Genomic DNA, 16966 nt, shown 5'->3' on the forward strand with positions numbered 1-16966 from the left:
TTTCCGAGCTTCACCGAACCGTGTTAAATAAGCGCCGTCTGCAAGGCTCGCGGACGGGGGGAAGGCTGTGTCTGATTACGAGGGCGTTGATACCGTCGCCGCTGTGCGTGTCACAGGGCGCGTGAAGTGGTTCGATCCTGGCAAGGGGTACGGCTTCATCGTGCCTGACGACCCCTCCCTGACCGACATGAAGGATGTGCTGCTGCATATCTCGACCCTGCGCGACTCCGGCCGGGACACAGCTCCAGAAGGCGCGCCGATCGTCTGCGCCTGCGCCCGCCGGCCCAAGGGCTGGCAAGCGGTCGAGGTTCACGAGGTCGGCGAGGGCGATCCCGCCCAGGTCGCCGCCCCGGTCCGCGCCGGCTATCTTGGGCTTCGGCAGTCCGCCGCCTCATTGACGGCCCCTGATGAGGCGGGCGGTCCGCTGGAGATGGCGGTCGTCAAATGGTTCAACCGCATCAAGGGATACGGATTCGTGGTGCGCGATGGCGCGCCGGGCGATATCTTCGTGCATGTAGAGACGCTGCGGCGCTGCGGGCTGGACGATCTCCTGCCGGGTGAAGCCGTCGCGGTGCGCTTCGCCGAGGGTCCCAAGGGGCTGGTGGTCGCGGAAATCAGGCCGGGCGGATAGCAGTCCGCCCTGAAGAGGGTGAGACGATGATCGATCGCGGATTGTTCGGGGCGCTGCTGGCCATGGTTCTACTTGGGGCCTGCGCCGGCGCGGGGACCCCGAAGGACGCCCAAGGCAACCCGCTGGAGCCGCTCAGCATCACCACCGCGAGCGGTGAGCACCGCTTCATGGTGGAAATCGCCGACGACGACGCCGAGCGCCAGCGCGGCCTGATGCATCGCGAGCCGCTGGCCGACGACCGGGGGATGCTGTTCCAGTTTCCGGACGTCGCGGAGCGCGGCTTCTGGATGCGCAACACGCCCAGTCCGCTGGACATCATCTACATCGATCCCAACGGCCGGATCGTGTCGATCGTCCGCGATGCGGCGCCCAACTCGGACCAGGTCCTGCCCTCGAACGGGCCGGCCAGCGGCGTGCTGGAGCTTCGGGCCGGGCGGGCGGCGGAGATCGGCGCTAAACCGGGCGACCGGGTCCGCCACCCGTTCTTCGCTGAATAAGCCGGTCAAGCGCGTTGCGGCGCGGCGTCGAGTGTGGCAAATCCCGCCGCCGGAGTGTAGCGCAGCCTGGTAGCGCATCTGGTTTGGGACCAGAGGGTCGGAGGTTCGAATCCTCTCACTCCGACCAATTCGCCTGGTTAGACAGATAGAGATCGGCCCATGCTCGCCCGCATCTACCGTCCCGCCAAGACCGCCATGCAGTCGGGCAAGGCCAAGGCGAAGGACTGGCGTCTGGAGTTCGAGCCGTCGTCCGCCCGCACGATCGATCCGCTGATGGGCTGGACCAGCTCCAGCGACATGAACGGGCAGGTCCGTCTGACCTTCGACACGGCTGAAGAAGCCGTCGCCTACGCCGAGCGCTACGGTATCCCGTTCCGCCTGCAGGCGCCGCAGGAGGCCCCCGTAATCCTCAAGGCCTATGCGGACAATTTCGCCACCTTCCGCAAGCAGCCCTGGACGCACTGAGCGCCGCTGGCCCTGCGGACCTAGGGTCGCATCCAGCGTGTCCCGGGCCCGTATTCACTCACTGACGTCCGGCGCCGCGAGCCGGTATCCGGATGGGCCGTGGGAAATGTCTGACGCCCGGCCAGAGCGTCCCCGGTCAATCGGCGGACGGGGTGGGATTTAAAGATAGGATTCATCCCGGTCTTCTAGTGTGCGACCGGGGTCGGGGCGAGTTGGAGTAAGAGCGTGTCCCGAATCCTCATCGCCGACGACGACCCCCTCCTGCGCGCGCTCCTGCAGCACCGGCTCGCCGCCGACGGCCATGACGTCATGGCTCTTGAAGACGGCGGCGACGTCCTCCGATGCGTCGCCGAACACCGGCCAGACCTGATCGTCCTTGACGCCATGATGCCCGTCATCGACGGCTTCGAGCTCCTCCGCCGCCTGAAAGCGCCGCCCCAGCCGGATCCGACTCCGGTGATCATGCTGACCGCTCTGAAGCGCGAGATGGACATCGTGGGAGCGCTGGAGCTGGGCGCCGCCGACTATCTGGTCAAACCCTTCATCCCGGACGAACTGAGCCAGCGGATCCGCCGCGTGCTCGCCGCCTCCATTGCACAGGGCTCGTCCGATGATCGTGCACGCCGTCCCGGCTGAGTCCGTCCAGACGGTTCAGGCGCCTGCCCAAGCACGCTATGCGGCCGGTGTCGGGGCGCGTCGGGCGGGCCGGCACGCGGAGGCGCTCGCGCTGTTCGACAGCGTCCTGGTCGAGCAGCCCGGCAATGTGGATGCGCGCCTCAACCAAGGCCTGTCGCTTCTTGCGCTGGGTCGGCTGGACGAAGCTGACACAGCCTTCCTCGCCGTGCTGGCGGTCGCGCCGAATTACGCCGACGCGGAGGTCGGCCGCGCCCGCGTGGCGCGGCGGCGGGGCGATTCGGCGGCTGCGCTCGCGAGCGCCCGCCGCGCTGAGGGCCTGGCGCAAGGCCGACCTGACATCCGGAGCCTGGTGCGGGAACTAGAACCGACGCCCTGGCGGATCGACCTTGACGCCTCCCGGAGCACGCTTTCGGCCGGACTGCCGCAGTGGACGGAGCAGCGCTTGGCAGTCAGCCGGCGGGTTGCGGACGGTTGGGACGCGGGGGTCGCCGTCGAGCGGACCGAGCGGTTCAACGACATTGATGTGTATGGCGAAGCCCGCGTCGATCGGCGCCTGCGGGGCGGGTCGGCGTATCTGGCGCTGGGCGGAGCGGTGAATGCGGACTACCGCCCGGAACTGGCCCTGCGCACCGGCGGCGCTTTGGCGCTTGGCGGCGGTCTTTCCGCCACGGTCGATGCTTCGGCCGCCCGTTACGGCGTGGGAACGGTGATCAGCTTGCAGCCGGGTCTGGCGGGGAGCCTGTTCGCCGACAGGCTGAACCTGTCTGTGCGATGGATCAACGTTCGGGACGAAACCGGAAACCGCCGGCAAGGCTATGCGGTGAGTGGTGGCTTCCAGGCCACCGACCGTCTGCGTTTGCGCGCAGCGCTCGCCGACGCGCCAGAGTCTTCCGAGGGCGTGACCGTGGACGTCCGCTCCCGCTCCGTCGGGTTCGATCTCGGCGTGACGGATCGGGCCACGCTCAGGGTGACGGCCACATCGGAGGACCGGGGGACCTACGACCGGGACGATCTCTCCGTTGGGATCGGCTGGCGGTTCTGAATGAACCTGCTTCTGGTTCTGTGGTGGTCGTCGTTGGCCATGGCCGCGGCCGCCCTTCTATGGATGAGCGCCCTGGTGGCCGCGCGCGTTCGCCGCGCGGGCACGGATGCCCGCCGAGCGCACGAGCGACGCCTGGTTCAGGCGGCCTGCCTCGAGATCGCCACTGGAACGGGTGACGCCGTCGCCAGTCTCAGGCCGGTTCGCGGCCGGGCGCGGCTTCTCGCCGAAAGCCTGATCGAGTTCCTCGCCATCGTGCGGGGTGCTGAGCGGGACCGTCTCGTCTCGGCCTTCCAGGCCATGGCCATAGACGAAACATTTCGGCAGCGCCTGTTTCGCGGGAGCAAGGCGGGACGGCTGGCCTCCGCCGAGGTTCTCTCGGCCTTTCCCGGCGCCGCGACCGCCGCCGCGCTGAACCGGCTTCTGCAGACCAACCAGGATCCGGAGGTGAGGGTCGCCGCCGTCAAGGCGCTGATCGACCTCGATGCGCCGCCGTCGATCCTGACCCTGCTTGAGGACATGCGCCGCCGCGGCGTCTCGGACTCCCTCCTTTATCTGCCGCTGGTGCGCCGGCTGGCCGTCCATGAACCGGACGCCGCGCTTGCGGCGCTGGCGGACGCCACACTCGACCCGTCGGCGCGCTCGCTTCTGGCCGACGCGGTGGCGGCCGCCGGCGACTACCGCGCCATCGAACCACTCTCCCTCGCGGCCCGAGACGGCCATCACGGTCTTCGGATGGCGGCTGTTGCGGGCCTGGGCGTGCTGGCTCATCCCGCTGCCGGGGACACGATCATCGCGGCGCTCGACGACTCCGACTGGGAGGTCCGGGCCGCGGCCTGTGAGGCCGCGGCTCGCATGAATGTCCGTCAAGCCATACCCGGGCTGGTGATGCGGTTGGCCGACTCTGTTTGGTGGGTGCGTTTCCAGGCCGCCGAGGCCCTGACCCGCATGGGGCCGGCGGGCATTCAGAGCCTCAGGTTGGCCGCCGGCGCCGACATCGACATCGTGCGAAGGGCGGCGGCCTTGGCGCTGGCCGAGAAGGGCTTGACCGAAACCATCCCGGCGGGCCAGCCGGCATGATCGACAATATCCCTCAGCTTCTGGCGGCGTTCGCCGCCGCCATCGCCTTCTTCGTCATCGGCACGGGGCTGCTGCAGAACTTCATCTATCTGGTGCAACTGGGCCTCGCCGCGGCCGCGCTGATCGAGCGTCCCCCGTCGCCGCAGCCGGGCGTGCTGTGGCGCCGCTACGCCGAGGCGTCGCCCCCAATCGCCCTGCTGGCCCCTGCCTTCAATGAGGCGCTGACGATCGCTCAGAGCGTCCGTTCGTTGCTGTCGCTGCAGTATCCGAACTTCGAAGTGATCGTGATCAACGACGGGTCGAAGGACGACACCCTGGCGGTCCTGGTCAAGGCCTTCGATCTCCAGCCGATCGAGCGCCACTATGAGATCGGTATCGAACACCAACCCATCCGGGCCCTGTACGGCGCGGCGCACCAGCCCCGGCTGATCGTCGTCGACAAGGAGAACGGCGGCAAGGCCGACGCGCTGAACGCCGGCATCAACGTCTCACGGGCGCCGATCTTCTGTTCCATGGACGCCGACTCCCTGCTGGAGCCTGACGCCCTGCTGAGGGCGGTGCAGCCGTTCGTCGAGGACCCGGAGCGCACGGTGGCGGTGGGCGGCACAGTGCGGATCGCCAACGGCTGCGTCATCGCTGACGGGCGGGTGGTCGAGGTCCGGGCGCCCCGTAATCCGCTGGCCCTGTTGCAGACGGTCGAATACCTGCGCGCCTTCCTTATGGCGCGGCTGGCGTGGAGCCGCATCAATGCTCTGACCATCATCTCCGGGGCGTTCGGCCTGTTCCGCCGGGCGCGGGTGATCGAGGTGGGGGGCTACACCCGTGGCACGGTCGGCGAGGACATGGAGTTGGTCGTCAAGCTGCACCGGCTGATGCGCGACAAGCGTCTGCCCTATCGTATCGCCTTCGTGCCCGAGCCGGTCTGCTGGACCGAGGCGCCGGAGGATCTGAGGGTGCTGGGGCGTCAAAGGGCGCGTTGGCACCGCGGCGCGCTGGAAACCTTCGAGCGGCATTGGACGATGATGCTGAACCCGCGTTACGGCCGCGTCGGCGTCCTCGGGTTCGGCTACATTCTTCTGGTCGACGTGCTGGGGCCGATCGTGGAGTTGCTCGGCTATGTGCTGATCCCCGCCTTCTGGGGGATGGGCCTGCTGTCGGTTGAGTATCTGCTGGCCTTTCTGGCGGTCAGCTTCACCTTCGGCGTCGTCATCTCCGTCGGGTCCCTCGCGCTTGAGGAGTCCGAGTTGCGCCGCTTCCCCCGGGCGCGTGATCTGGTGCTGCTGACGGCCGTCGCCGTGCTGGAGAATTTCGGCTACCGGCAGCTGAACAACCTCTGGCGGCTGCGCGGGGTCTGGCAGTATTTCAGACGCAGCCAGTCATGGGGCGCCATGACCCGGAAGGGCTTCACGAAGCCGGCGTGACCACCGCGTCAAGCGCCGCGATCAGCGCCGCGACCTCTGCCGCCGATGGCGTCCGCCCTTCCGCGTGTGCGTCATCCAGACGCCCGGCGGCCGTGCTGACATCAGGGAAGCCGAACGTCGCGCCCGCTCCGGCGAGGCTGTGCGCGAGCGCGCGACCGTCGTCGCTGTCTATCCGCCCGGCGGCGACAAGCTCTCGCAACCGGGTCAGATCGCCCGCACAACGCGCGGCGAACCGGACACGCAGCCCGGCCATCACGTCGCTCACGCGCCGGCTCCGGCCAGGATGGCCCTGACGTCCGCGGCGAGGATCATCGGGTCGAACGGTTTGGTGATCACGTCCAGCGCCCCGAGGCGCCGGTACTGATCCACCTCGCCCGACTGAGCGCGGGCGGTCATGAAGATCACCGGGGTGGTCGCCTGCTCCGACCGCTGGCGGATCAGCCTGAGGGCGCCCGGCCCGTCGAGGCCCGGCATCATGACGTCCAGCAGGATCACGTCGGGGGCGAAACCTTCCTCGAGGACGGAAAGCGCGGCCTGTCCCGACGCCGCCGACCTCAGCTCGACGGCCGGGTCCAATTCCAGGGCGAACGCCGCGACCTCGCGGATGTCGTCCTCATCGTCGACATGGAGGATCTTCAGAGGGGTCATGGGCGGCTCGCGGGTGACTTGCGGCTCAGGGTGCGCACGGTTCGCGCCAACTGGGTCAGGGACATGCGGGACTTGGTCAGGACCGCCTCGATGGCGGGCGCGGTCGTCGCATCCATCTCCTGCGCCGAATAGACCACCACCGGGATCGACTGGCCGGTTGCGTCGACAAGATCAGGAAGCAGGTCCAACCCCGAACCGTCCGGCAGGCCTAGGTCGAGGATGACGAGATCGGGCCTGTTTTCGGCCACCAGCCGGCGCGCGGCTTCCAGAGTTTCGGCGGGGACGACGTCGGCCGTATCCGAAAGCGCCGCGCGCGTTACATCGAGGATGTCCCGATCATCATCGACGTGCAGCACGCGCGGGCGGGAACCCGCGCGCGAGATCGCCTCGACGGCGCTATGGACGCGGGACTGGTCGAAGGGTTTCTCCATCCAGTCGATCACCTCAAGCGAGCGGCCTCTGGCCATGCCGCGGCCGACGTCCCCCGAGACCACCACGACCGGAAGAGCTCGGGTCTCCGGTCGGGCCCTGAGTGACCGAATCAACCCGATACCGTCCGCATCCGGCAGCTGCAGGTCGACCAGCGCCGCGTCATATCCCCCGGTCCGCGCCAGCGACAGCGCCTGCCGGCCCGAAGAGGCGACGTCGCTGGTGAAGCCCTCGAGCGCGAGCATGTCCTGCAGCACCTTGGCGGCGTCGGGGTCGTCCTCGACGATCAGCAGGCGTCCTCCGCCCGGGGCGGCCTTCTGCCCGTCCTCGAGCGCCAGCGGCAGGTCCAGATGGAAGGTGGCGCCTTCACCCTCGGCGGACTCGAACCACAGGCGGCCGCCGTGGCGCTCGGCGATCTCCTTCGCGATCGCGAGGCCCAGGCCGGTCCCGCCTTTTGCGCGGGTGTCGGTCTCGTCGGCCTGGGCGAACTTGCCGAAGATGCGCGAGCGGAAGCTTTCGGGGATGCCAGGGCCCTGATCGACGACGCTCAGGCGGGCGATGCGCGTTTCGGGATTGACCGCCACCCGGACCGTGCCGCCGCGGGGAGAAAACTTGGCTGCGTTGGACAGCAGGTTGGTGACCACCTGGACCAGCCGGTCGGCGTCGCCTCGCACCGGCGCCGCTTCTCCAGGCGACAGGCTGAGCGTCACCCCGAGCTGGTCCGCATAGCCGTTCACGCCTTCGATGGAGCGGCGAGCGATCTCGCGGAGGTCGAGCTCCGTCAGGGCCAGGACCAGATTGCCCGACTCGAGTTTCTCGACGTCGAGGATGTCGTTGATCAGCCGCACCAGACGCTGGCTGTTGGAGTGGGCGATCCCGATCAGGCGCGCCGCCTTGTCCGGCAACGCGCCCGCCGCGCCGCCGGCCAGGAGCCCCAGCGAGCCCGCGATCGAGGTCAGCGGGGTCCGGAGTTCGTGGCTGACTGTCGAGACGAAGGCGTCCTTCATGGTTTCGACGCGCCGCCGCTCGGTGATGTCCCGGATCACGGCCACGACGTGCCGGCCGGACGGCAGATCCATCGCGGTCAGGGCGACATCGACCGGGAACACGGTTCCATCCTTGCGCCGGCCGGTCAGTTCGCGGACGACCCCGGTGTCCAACGCGCCCTGGCTTTCGCCGAGCCGCACATGGAACGGGCCGTCTCCATTGGCCGCGAGGTCGATCAGGAGCGCCACGTCGCGTCGATCCAGCTCGGCGGGCCCGTACCCGAACATGGCCTGCCCGGCGCGGTTGACCGTCTCGATGCTGCCGCTCGGATTGAGGGTGACGATCGCGTCGATGGCGCTGTCGAAGATTGCCTGCTGCCGCGCCGCCGTGGCCTGGATTCGCCTGGCGAGGCGCTCACGGGTCATGGCGTACCGCCAGCCGAACAGGAACCCCCCCACGGCTGCGCCGACCAGCGCCACGAACAGCAGGATCACCAGACGTTCCGTGCGCCCCGTGCGGTCCGCCGCCTCGGCCGAGAGCGCATTCAGCTCGGCGCGTTCGCGCGCGATCATGCGGTCGATCACCACCCGGATGTCGTCCATCGCCGCCTTGCCGGCGCCGCTCGACACCACGGCGGCCGCCGCGGCCGCGCCGTCCTGGGCCCGGGCGTCGATGCCGGCCTCAAGCGTCTGGCGCTTGCGACGTACGAGCGTGGTCAGGTCGGCGTGATTGCGGTCCTGGCCGGGCGTCACCGCGGCGCGGCGTCCAAGGTCGACCAGTTCCGCGTCCAGCGCGACGATGGCGCGTGAGTAGGGCTCGAGGTATCGTTCGTCACCGGTGATGACGTAGCCGCGCTGACCGGTTTCGGCGTCCTGCAGCAGGGAGAAGACGCCCTGGATTCGCGAACGCGTCTCGTAGGAGTCCTCGACCTGGGCGCGGAGCGCGGCGGCGCTGCGGAACTCCCGATACAACTCAAATCCTGTAAGGGCGAGCAGCATGGCCACCAGCGCCGCCGACAGCAGGGCCGCGACACGGAACCGGCGGGCTCCGGTCTGGCGAGGGGGGGTGCTCATCGGCCGGAGGAACCTGGCTTGGGTATCGGGGTTGGAGGAGGTCATGAAGGTCTGCGTTATCGACGACGATCCGCTGATGCTGCAGCACATCGAGGCGATGCTGGTCGAGCGGGGTTACCAGGTCGTGACCGCCGGCAATGTATCTGACGGCCTCGCCCGCGTCAGGGAGCAGCGGCCGGAGGCGGTCGTCGTCGACATTCTGATGCCGGACCGGGACGGCCTCAACTTCATCATGGGAATGCGGGACCTGCGTGACGACGTTCGCATCGTCGCCATGACGGGCGGCGGTCGGCTGGGGCCCGGTCCGCTCCTGAGGATGGCGGAAGGACTGGGCGCTCACGCCAGCCTCACCAAGCCGTTCTCCGCGTCCGAACTGGAGGCGGCGCTCGCGGCGACCGACTGAGGCGGTGGCGGAAGCGGTGGGATTCGAACCCACGGACGGCTTTCACCGTCGCTGGTTTTCAAGACCAGTGCCTTAAACCACTCGGCCACACTTCCATTCCGGCCCGCTCCTAGGTCGGCGCGGGCTTTGGTTCAAGCTGAACCTCGGCCCCCGGACACGGCGGGGAAGCGCCGGTTAAGGCAAACGCGGCGTTAACCAAAGGGGAAATGTCTGCGGGCATTCTGCCGGCCTTCAAGAGGCGAGGCCGATGCAGGGATCCGTCATCCTCAGACTGCCGCTGATCGTCGGCCTGCTGTCGCTGCTCGCGGCCTGCGCAAGCGGGCCGCGGGCGGGCGGCCTGCCGGTTGTCGACGATCCCGCTCCGATCGTGGCTGGCACGATGCGGCCGTATCAGGTGCGGGGGCGCTGGTACCGGCCCGAGGAGCAGCCGCGCTACGACGAGCGCGGACTGGCTTCCTGGTACGGCGATCAGCACCACGGCCGGCCGACCGCGACCGGCGAGCGGTTCGACATGAATGCGCTCACCGCCGCTCACAAGACGCTGCCGCTGCCGGGACTTGTGGAGGTGACCAACCTCGCCAACGGCCAGCGCGTGATCGTCCGGATCAACGACCGCGGACCCTTCGTCGATGGTCGGATCATCGACCTTTCGCGCGCGGCCGCCGATTCTCTCGGCCTGCGCGGCAGTGGCGTGGGCGAGGTCAGGGTGCGCTATCTCGGGCCGGCGCCGAGGCTGGGCGGCGGATCACGTCTGCAGCAGGCCAGTCTCGAACGTCCGGCGGATGGCCCGGCGGCCCCTGACGCCTTCTGGATTCAGGCCGGAGCCTTCTCTGACCGTGAGGCGGCCCGGCGTGTCGCCGACCGGCTCGGCGAACAGGCGACGGTCGCCGACGGCGACCGTCTGTATCGGGTGCTGGTCGGTCCCTGGCCGGACCCCAACGCCGCTGAACAGGCCCGTCAGGCCGTCATCGCACGGGGATACGCCGACGCCCTGTTGATTTCGTCGCGCTGAGGCTTGCGCGCGAGGCCTGCGCCGCCATTGTGCGCCGGTGACCCAGGGCAGATTCATTACATTCGAGGGCGGCGAGGGAACGGGCAAGTCGACCCAGGCGACGCGCCTGGTGGACTGGCTCAGGGCCCGGGATCTGGAGGTCGTGCAGACGCGCGAGCCCGGCGGCTCGACCGGCGCCGAGGACATCCGCACCATTGCCCTGAACGGCGATCCGGGCCGCTGGTCGCCGATGACCGAGACCCTGCTGATGTTCGCGGCGCGGAGCGACCATCTGGAGAAGACGATCCGGCCCGCGCTCGAGGCGGGCCGCTGGGTGGTGTGCGACCGGTTCGCCGACTCCAGCCGGGCCTATCAGGGCGTCGGCGGGGGCGCGCCCGCGGCCTTCATCGAGGCGCTGGACGCCGCGATCGTCGGCAGGACGCAACCCGACCTGACGCTGATCTTCGACCTGCCCGTGTCTGTCGGCCTGGAGCGCGCCTTTGGGCGTGGCCTGTTCGAAACGCGGTTCGAATCCAAGGGGCTGGACTTCCACGAGCGCCTGAGGGCCGGCTTCCTGGACATCGCCGCTCGTAATCCCGAGCGCTGCGTGATCATCGACGCCGAAGGCGATCAGGACACCGTCGAGGCCCGCATTCGCGACGCCATTCAGGCGCGGCTGCTGTGACCGATCATCCCCGCGACCGCTTCGACCTGATCCCGGACGCCGCCGCCGAGGCGGCCTTCCTCGACGCGCTGGACCGGGGCCGGCTGCACCACGCATGGCTGCTGTGCGGCGTCGAGGGCGGCGGCAAGGCCACCTTCGCCTACCGCGCCGCCCGCCGTTTGCTCGGCGCCGCGCCGGATCCGTCCTCGGGATTGCTGGGCGCCAGTCCGGACGATCCCGTTTCACGGCTGATCTCGGCTCAGTCGCATCCGGATCTGCTGGTGCTGGAACGCGCCGTCGAGGGCGGAAAGACGAAGAAGTCGATCTCGGTCGATCAGGCGCGCGAGCTGCCTGAGTTCTTCTCCAAGAGCCCGTCGCAAGCGCGCTATCGCGTCGCCATCATCGACGCCGCCGACGACCTGAACCTGAACGCCGCCAACGCCCTGCTGAAGGCGCTGGAGGAGCCGCCGGAGCGGGGCGTGCTGTTCCTGATCACCCACGCGCCGGGACGGCTGCTGGCGACGATCCGCTCGCGCTGCCGACGGTTGGCCTTCCCCGTCTGGCCGCCCCATGCGCTGGAGGAGCTGGTGCGCAACCGCACAGGCGTGTCTTCAGCCGAAGCGGCCCGGATCGCGAGCATGGCGGCGGGCTCTCCCGGCCACGCCCTGGCGCTGGCGTCGGGCGCGACCCTCGACGCGGACCGGCTGGCGCAGGGCTGGGTCGCGGCCCAGACCGTGGACCGGGCCGAGGCCATCTCGGTGGCCGACAAGTTCCGCGGGGCGGAAGGGCAGGAGCGGTTCGAGACCCTGATGGACCGGCTGATCGCGGCCGTGAAGGTGCGGGCGCTGGAGGAGGGGGCCTCGGGCGCGCGCTGGGCTGAGCTGTGGAGCCGCCTGTCGGAGCTGCCGGAACGCGCCGCCGCCATCAACCTCGACCGCGCCGACGTGCTGGCGGGAGCTCTCGCGGATCTGCAGCGCACCAAGGCGGCGGGCTGATGCTGATCGACAGCCACGTCAATCTGCACGCGCCGCAGTTCGACGGGGACCGCGACGACGTCATTGCCCGGGCGCGGGCGGCGGGGGTCGGCCTGATGGTCGAGATCTCGGACAAGCTGTCGACCTTCGAGGCCACGCACGGTCTGGCCATGGCCCATCCGGACATCTGGTGCACGGTCGGGGCCCATCCGCACGAGGCGAAGGATCATCTGGACCTGACCGCCGCCCGGCTGGTGGACCTCGCGCATCGGCCTCGCGTCGTCGGCATCGGCGAATGCGGGCTCGATTTTCACTACGACCTCAGCCCGCGCGATGTTCAAGCCGCCGTGTTCCGCACACACATCGAGGCCGCCCGCCTGACGGACCTGCCGCTGGTGGTTCATACCCGCGAGGCCGACACGGTCATGGCCGACATCCTGCAGGAGGAGCAGGCGAAGGCGCCCTTCAAATTTCTCATGCACTGCTACACCAGCGGCCCTGAACTGGCGGAAAAGGCGGCGAAACTTGGCGCCTGGTTCTCCGTTTCCGGCATCGCGACCTTCAAGGCCGCGGGCGAGGTGCGCGAGATCATCGCCGCCATGCCCGCCGACCGGATCATCGTCGAGACCGACTGCCCCTACCTGGCGCCCGTGCCGCACCGGGGTCGCCGCAACGAGCCGGCCTATGTCGGCCACGTACTGGACAAGCTGGCCGACATCCGCGGCTGGTCGCGAGAAGAGGCTGAGGCCCGCACGACGGACGCCTTCTTCGCCCTGTTCGACCGCATACCGAGACCGGAGGGGGCATGAGCGCGCTGGAACTCGTCATTCTGGGCTGCGGCTCGTCGGGCGGGGTGCCGCGCGGCGACGGTGACTGGGGCGACTGCAACCCGGCCGAGCCGAAGAACCGCCGCACCCGCTGCTCGGCCCTGTTGCGCCGTCACGGCCCCGAGGGCGTCACCAGCGTGCTGATCGACACCTCGCCGGACCTTCGTCAGCAGGCGCTGGCGGCGCAGGTGAAACATGTCGACGCGGTCCTCTACACCCACGATCACGCCGATCAGGTTCACGGCATCGACGATCTGCGAGTCTTCGCCCTGCGCGGCCGCCGCCGCATTCCGGCGTGGATGGATGACGCGACACACGAGGCGCTGGTTGGGCGTTTCCCCTATATCTTCAAGGACCAGCAGGGATATCCCGCCATACTGGATGATCAGATGATCCCCCCGCACGGCCAGCTATGGTCCGTGGACGGAGCCGGTGGGGCCCTGCAGGTGGTGACCTTCGATCAGGCCCACGGTCCGATCCGCTCGGTGGGCTACCGTATCGGCGGGGTGGCGTATTCGAGCGACGTGTCCGATCTGGACGACGCCGCCCTCGACGCGGTGCGCGGCTGCGACCTCTGGATCGTCGACGCCCTGCGCTGGACTCCGCACCCGACGCACGCCCACGTCGACAAGACGCTGGACTGGATCGCCCGGACGCAGGTGAAGCGCGCGGTGTTGACCAACCTGCATCTCGATCTGGACTACAACGCGCTGAAAGCCGCGGTCCCGGATAACGTTGACGTCGCGTTCGACGGCTGGACGGCGCGGCTGGCGCTCTAGCCGATCAGCCGCGCCGCCTGCGGCGCGAAATAGCTGAGCACGCCCGCGCAGCCCGCCCGCTTGAAAGCGTGCAGGCTTTCCAGGATGGCTCGGTCCTCATCCAGCCAGCCATTGGCCATGGCCGCCCGCATCATCGAATACTCGCCCGACACCTGATAGGCGAAGGTGGGCACGCGGAAGGTCTCGGACACGCGCCGCACGATGTCGAGATACAGCGTGCCGGGCTTGATCAGCACGGCGTCGGCGCCCTCGGCGATGTCCATGGCGACCTCGCGCAGGGCCTCGTCCGAGTTGGCGAAGTCCATCTGATAGGTCTTCTTGTCGCCGGTCAGGGCCTTGGCCGACCCGACCGCGTCGCGGTAGGGGCCGTAGAAGGCCGAGGCGTATTTGGCGGCGTAGGACAGGATCAGCACGTCCGACAGGCCGTTGTCCTCCAGCGCCTGGCGGATCGCCTGCACCCGCCCGTCCATCATGTCCGAAGGGGCCACGATGTCGGCGCCTGCGTGGGCGTGGATGAAGGCCTGTTCCGCGAGCCGCTCCAGCGTCGCGTCATTGACGATCCGCCCGTCCTCCAGCACCCCGTCGTGGCCGTGGTCGGTGTAGCAGTCCAGCGCCACGTCGGTGATGACGCCGATCTCCGGAGCCGCGTCCTTGATCGCCTTGATGCACTCGGGGATCAGGCCGTCGGGGTCGGTCGCCCCCGTGCCGACGCCGTCCTTGATCGCCCCGTCGACATTAGGGAACAGGGCCACGGCCGGGATGCCGAGATCGCGCGCCTCGATCGCGGCGGCGGCTGCCGCTTTCGGGCTTAGCCGGAACACGCCCGGCATGGAGGCCACCGGGACCCGCTCCTCGGCCCCGTCGTGGACGATCAGGGGCCAGATCAGGTCGGAGGGCGTCAGCGTCGTCTCCGCCACCAACCGGCGCACCCAGGGACTGCTGCGCAGCCGCCGGGGCCGGGCGTGGGGGAAGGCGGCGGGCGCGAACGGTTGGGTCATCCGCGGCTGCTTATCCCACCCCCTCCCTTTCGTCATCCTCCGGCGAGCGAAGCGAGACCGGGGGACCCAGCGGCGCCACGACGGCGTGGACACAAGGCTGATCAGGGGTCGGAGATCCGACAGGGCCGCGCTCTCGCGCGCCGCGGGGTCCCCCGGTCTGCGCCGCTGCGCGGCTTGCCGGAGGACGACGAAAGCAAGGGGTGGTGTGGTGACGCCAATAGCCGGCGCCGCTAGAAGCGCACCACAGCACTCAGGAACCCGCCCCATGGACTTCGCCCTCACCGACGACCAGCGCGCCATTCAGGACGCCGCCCGCGCCTTCGCCGACGCCGAGCTGGCTCCGCACAGCGCCGAGTGGGACGAGACCAAGCATTTCCCCGTCGACGTGATGAAGCAGGCCGCCGAGATGGGTTTCTGCGGCATCTACACCGGCGAGGAGCACGGCGGCATGGCGCTGGGTCGGGTCGAGGCGGCGGTGATCTTCGAGGAGTTGTCGCGCGGCGACGTCTCGACCGCGGCCTTTATCTCGATCCACAACATGGCGACGTGGATGATCGACAAGTTCGGCTCCGACGACCTCCGCGCCCGGTATGTGCCGGGGCTGGTCTCCAAGGAGCAGATCGCCAGCTAGTGCCTGACCGAGCCGGGCTCCGGCTCAGACGCCGCCGGCCTGCGGACGACGGCGAAACTGGACGGCGACCACTACGTCCTGAACGGCTCCAAGGCGTTCATCTCGGGGGCCGGGACCTCCGACATCTATGTGGTGATGGCCCGAACCGGGCAGGACGGGCCCAAGGGCATCTCCACCTTCGTGGTCGAGAAGGACGCGCCCGGTCTCAGCTTCGGCGGGCAGGAGAAGAAGATGGGCTGGAACAGCCAGCCGACCGCCATCGTCGCCTTCGACGACTGCCGCATCCCCGCCGCCAATCTGCTGGGCAAGGAGGGCGACGGCTTCCGCTACGCCATGATGGGCTTGGACGGCGGCCGTCTGAACATCGCCGCCTGCTCGCTGGGCGGCGCGCGGCTGGCGCTGGAGACCGCGCAGTCCTACGTCACGACGCGAAAACAGTTCGGCAAGCCTCTGTCGGACTTCCAGAATGTTCAATTCAAGTTGGCCGACATGGCGACCCAGCTGGAGGCCGCGCGCCTGCTGGTCCTGCGCGGCGCCTGGGCCATGGACACGCGACATCCCGAGGCGACCAAATGGTGCGCCATGGCCAAGCGCTTCGCCACCGACGCCTGTTTCCAGATCGCCGACGAAGCGCTGCAGCTGCACGGCGGCTACGGCTATCTCAAGGACTACCCGCTGGAGCGCATCGTCCGCGATCTGCGCGTTCACCGCATCCTTGAGGGCACCAACGAGATCATGCGCGTGATCACCGCGCGGGAGATGCTGCGGCAGTAGCTCTGCCGCGATCCGTGTGTTATTCTGACCAGAATCATGGTCAGGACTTTGTCATGCGAACCGTGGGCGTTCTCGAAGCCAAAACCAATCTTTCGGCGTTGATCGACGAGGTCGAGACGTCGGGAGAGGCCATCGTCATCACCCGGTATGGGAAGCCTGTGGCGCGGCTGGCCCCGGAGAACGAGCTCCGTCAGCCACGGCGCCGCCTGTCCGGCCCTGAATTGGCCGAACGCGCACGCGCCTTTCGGGACAAGCAGGCGCCGGACCCGGAATGGGCGGCTCTCTCCTGGGAAGAGCTGAAAGCGATCGCGCGCGATGAAGTTGATCGTTGACGCCTCGGCCGCGGCTTCATGGCTGCTGGCGTCACAGGCGACGCCGTCGGCGACAGAACTGCTTGATCGCCTCGGCGCCTTCGAGACCTCCGCGCCGCATGTCTTCCAGTGGGAGATCGGCAATCTGCTCGTGCGACAGACGCGCCGCCAGCCGGGGTTCAGTTTGAACGAGGCTTTCGCCGTTCTCGACGATCTCAGGATAACACTTGCGCCGCCGACAGGGCGTGAGGCTGTCCGCGCGCTCGCAGGGATCGCGGCCGCACGAGGGCTCAGCCTGTTTGATGCCGGCTATCTGTGGTTGGCCATGCAAACCGACGGCGCCTTGGCGTCGCGGGATGAATCCTTGCTCGCCGCAGCGACTGCCGCCGGCGTGGACGTCTTCGACCTTCGCGACTAAGCGAGGCGCCATGAGTCCCGAATCCGAAGTCCTGACCCGCGTCGAATCCCGCGTCGGCCGCATCACCCTGAACCGGCCGAAGGCGCTGCACGCGCTGAACCTCGGCATGTGCGAGGCGATGACGGCGGCCCTGCTGGCCTGGCGGGCGAATAATGCGGTGCAGTCGGTTCTGATCGACCACGCCGGCGAACGGGGCTTCTGCGCGGGCGGCGACATCCGCATGATCGCCGAAAGCGGCGCCGGGGACGCGTCGGAGGCCAAGGCCTTCTTCCACGCCGAGTACCGGCTCA

20 protein-coding genes, 2 tRNA genes and 1 pseudogene are annotated in these 16966 nt (G+C 68.9%); 18 read left to right on the forward strand and 5 right to left on the reverse strand.

Annotation, left to right across the window (positions count from 1 at the left end; translation table 11 throughout):
* The first annotated feature begins 67 nt into the window (after positions 1-67).
* The 8 genes from VGB60_RS02015 (at position 68) to VGB60_RS02050 (ending at position 5769) form a co-directional block, all read left to right on the forward strand.
* Positions 68-631: a cold-shock protein gene (locus VGB60_RS02015; protein ID WP_414644455.1), complete on the forward strand. Its 564-nt coding sequence runs from the start codon at positions 68-70 to the stop codon at positions 629-631.
* Between the two features lie 26 nt (positions 632-657).
* Positions 658-1128, forward strand: coding sequence for a DUF192 domain-containing protein (locus VGB60_RS02020; protein ID WP_331036613.1), 471 nt, complete (start codon positions 658-660; stop codon positions 1126-1128).
* Between the two features lie 50 nt (positions 1129-1178).
* Positions 1179-1255 (forward strand) — tRNA-Pro (locus VGB60_RS02025).
* Positions 1256-1287: 32 nt separating this feature from the next.
* Positions 1288-1593: an ETC complex I subunit gene (locus VGB60_RS02030; RefSeq protein ID WP_331036614.1), complete on the forward strand. Its 306-nt coding sequence runs from the start codon at positions 1288-1290 to the stop codon at positions 1591-1593.
* Positions 1594-1818: 225 nt separating this feature from the next.
* Positions 1819-2229, forward strand: coding sequence for a response regulator (locus tag VGB60_RS02035; protein WP_331036615.1), 411 nt, complete (start codon positions 1819-1821; stop codon positions 2227-2229).
* A complete protein-coding gene (locus VGB60_RS02040; protein ID WP_331036616.1) occupies positions 2204-3271 on the forward strand; it encodes a YaiO family outer membrane beta-barrel protein in 1068 nt (355 codons plus the stop codon). Before VGB60_RS02035 ends, VGB60_RS02040 begins: the two co-directional genes overlap by 26 nt.
* Positions 3272-4348, forward strand: coding sequence for a HEAT repeat domain-containing protein (locus VGB60_RS02045; protein WP_331036617.1), 1077 nt, complete (start codon positions 3272-3274; stop codon positions 4346-4348). It abuts the gene before it with no gap.
* The gene (locus VGB60_RS02050; protein ID WP_331036618.1) at positions 4345-5769 is read left to right on the forward strand and encodes a glycosyltransferase; all 1425 of its coding nucleotides are present in this window, start codon (positions 4345-4347) and stop codon (positions 5767-5769) included. Before VGB60_RS02045 ends, VGB60_RS02050 begins: the two co-directional genes overlap by 4 nt.
* Here VGB60_RS02050 and VGB60_RS02055 read toward each other — a convergent pair.
* Genes VGB60_RS02055 through VGB60_RS02065 form a run of 3 tightly spaced genes read right to left on the reverse strand, consistent with a single transcriptional unit; the run spans position 5753 to position 8906 of the window.
* Positions 5753-6034 (reverse strand): Hpt domain-containing protein, encoded by a 282-nt coding sequence (locus VGB60_RS02055; protein WP_331036619.1) that lies wholly within the window; start codon positions 6032-6034, stop codon positions 5753-5755. The two genes, VGB60_RS02050 and VGB60_RS02055, sit on opposite strands and share 17 nt — an antisense overlap.
* On the reverse strand, positions 6031-6417 hold the full coding sequence (locus VGB60_RS02060; RefSeq protein ID WP_331036620.1) for a response regulator: 387 nt from the start codon (positions 6415-6417) through the stop codon (positions 6031-6033). The genes VGB60_RS02055 and VGB60_RS02060 overlap by 4 nt, the downstream gene beginning before the upstream one ends.
* A complete protein-coding gene (locus VGB60_RS02065; protein ID WP_331036621.1) occupies positions 6414-8906 on the reverse strand; it encodes a CHASE3 domain-containing protein in 2493 nt (830 codons plus the stop codon). The genes VGB60_RS02060 and VGB60_RS02065 overlap by 4 nt, the downstream gene beginning before the upstream one ends.
* Positions 8907-8949: 43 nt before the next feature.
* Here VGB60_RS02065 and VGB60_RS02070 point away from each other — a divergent pair, with 43 nt between their 5' ends.
* The gene (locus VGB60_RS02070) at positions 8950-9309 is read left to right on the forward strand and encodes a response regulator (RefSeq protein ID WP_331036622.1); all 360 of its coding nucleotides are present in this window, start codon (positions 8950-8952) and stop codon (positions 9307-9309) included.
* 5 nt (positions 9310-9314) lie between these two features.
* On the opposite strand, the gene VGB60_RS02075 is transcribed toward VGB60_RS02070, so the two are convergent.
* Positions 9315-9404 (reverse strand) — tRNA-Ser (locus VGB60_RS02075).
* Positions 9405-9556: 152 nt separating this feature from the next.
* Here VGB60_RS02075 and VGB60_RS02080 point away from each other — a divergent pair.
* From VGB60_RS02080 to VGB60_RS02100, 5 genes are read left to right on the forward strand one after another with little or no spacing between them, the layout of a single operon-like run.
* Positions 9557-10321: a septal ring lytic transglycosylase RlpA family protein gene (locus tag VGB60_RS02080; RefSeq protein ID WP_331036623.1), complete on the forward strand. Its 765-nt coding sequence runs from the start codon at positions 9557-9559 to the stop codon at positions 10319-10321.
* A 37-nt stretch (positions 10322-10358) separates the two neighbouring features.
* Positions 10359-10985: a dTMP kinase gene (tmk, locus tag VGB60_RS02085; RefSeq protein WP_331036624.1), complete on the forward strand. Its 627-nt coding sequence runs from the start codon at positions 10359-10361 to the stop codon at positions 10983-10985.
* Positions 10982-11959: a DNA polymerase III subunit delta' gene (locus VGB60_RS02090; protein WP_331036625.1), complete on the forward strand. Its 978-nt coding sequence runs from the start codon at positions 10982-10984 to the stop codon at positions 11957-11959. Before tmk ends, VGB60_RS02090 begins: the two co-directional genes overlap by 4 nt.
* Positions 11959-12747, forward strand: a complete 789-nt coding sequence (locus VGB60_RS02095) for a TatD family hydrolase (RefSeq protein ID WP_331036626.1) — start codon at positions 11959-11961, stop codon at positions 12745-12747. Before VGB60_RS02090 ends, VGB60_RS02095 begins: the two co-directional genes overlap by 1 nt.
* Entirely contained in the window at positions 12744-13544 is an 801-nt protein-coding gene (locus VGB60_RS02100) for an MBL fold metallo-hydrolase (protein WP_331036627.1), read from the forward strand. Before VGB60_RS02095 ends, VGB60_RS02100 begins: the two co-directional genes overlap by 4 nt.
* Here VGB60_RS02100 and hemB read toward each other — a convergent pair.
* Positions 13541-14542, reverse strand: coding sequence for a porphobilinogen synthase (hemB, locus tag VGB60_RS02105; protein WP_331036628.1), 1002 nt, complete (start codon positions 14540-14542; stop codon positions 13541-13543). The two genes, VGB60_RS02100 and hemB, sit on opposite strands and share 4 nt — an antisense overlap.
* 265 nt (positions 14543-14807) lie before the next feature.
* Between hemB and VGB60_RS02110 the strand changes: the two are divergent.
* From VGB60_RS02110 to VGB60_RS02125, 4 genes and pseudogenes are all read left to right on the forward strand, one after another.
* Positions 14808-15947: pseudogene (locus VGB60_RS02110) on the forward strand (isobutyryl-CoA dehydrogenase).
* Positions 15948-16000: 53 nt separating this feature from the next.
* Positions 16001-16279, forward strand: a complete 279-nt coding sequence (locus tag VGB60_RS02115) for a type II toxin-antitoxin system Phd/YefM family antitoxin (RefSeq protein WP_331036629.1) — start codon at positions 16001-16003, stop codon at positions 16277-16279.
* Complete coding sequence (locus VGB60_RS02120; RefSeq protein ID WP_331036630.1) at positions 16263-16676, forward strand: type II toxin-antitoxin system VapC family toxin; 414 nt, start codon at positions 16263-16265, stop codon at positions 16674-16676. The genes VGB60_RS02115 and VGB60_RS02120 overlap by 17 nt, the downstream gene beginning before the upstream one ends.
* A gap of 10 nt (positions 16677-16686) precedes the next feature.
* The coding region (locus VGB60_RS02125; protein WP_331036631.1) for an enoyl-CoA hydratase/isomerase family protein at positions 16687-16966 on the forward strand (280 nt) is incomplete at its 3' end.

Origin of the sequence: Brevundimonas sp. (assembly GCF_036399195.1) — a bacterium.
In the GTDB taxonomy this organism is placed as follows: Bacteria; Pseudomonadota; Alphaproteobacteria; order Caulobacterales; family Caulobacteraceae; genus Brevundimonas.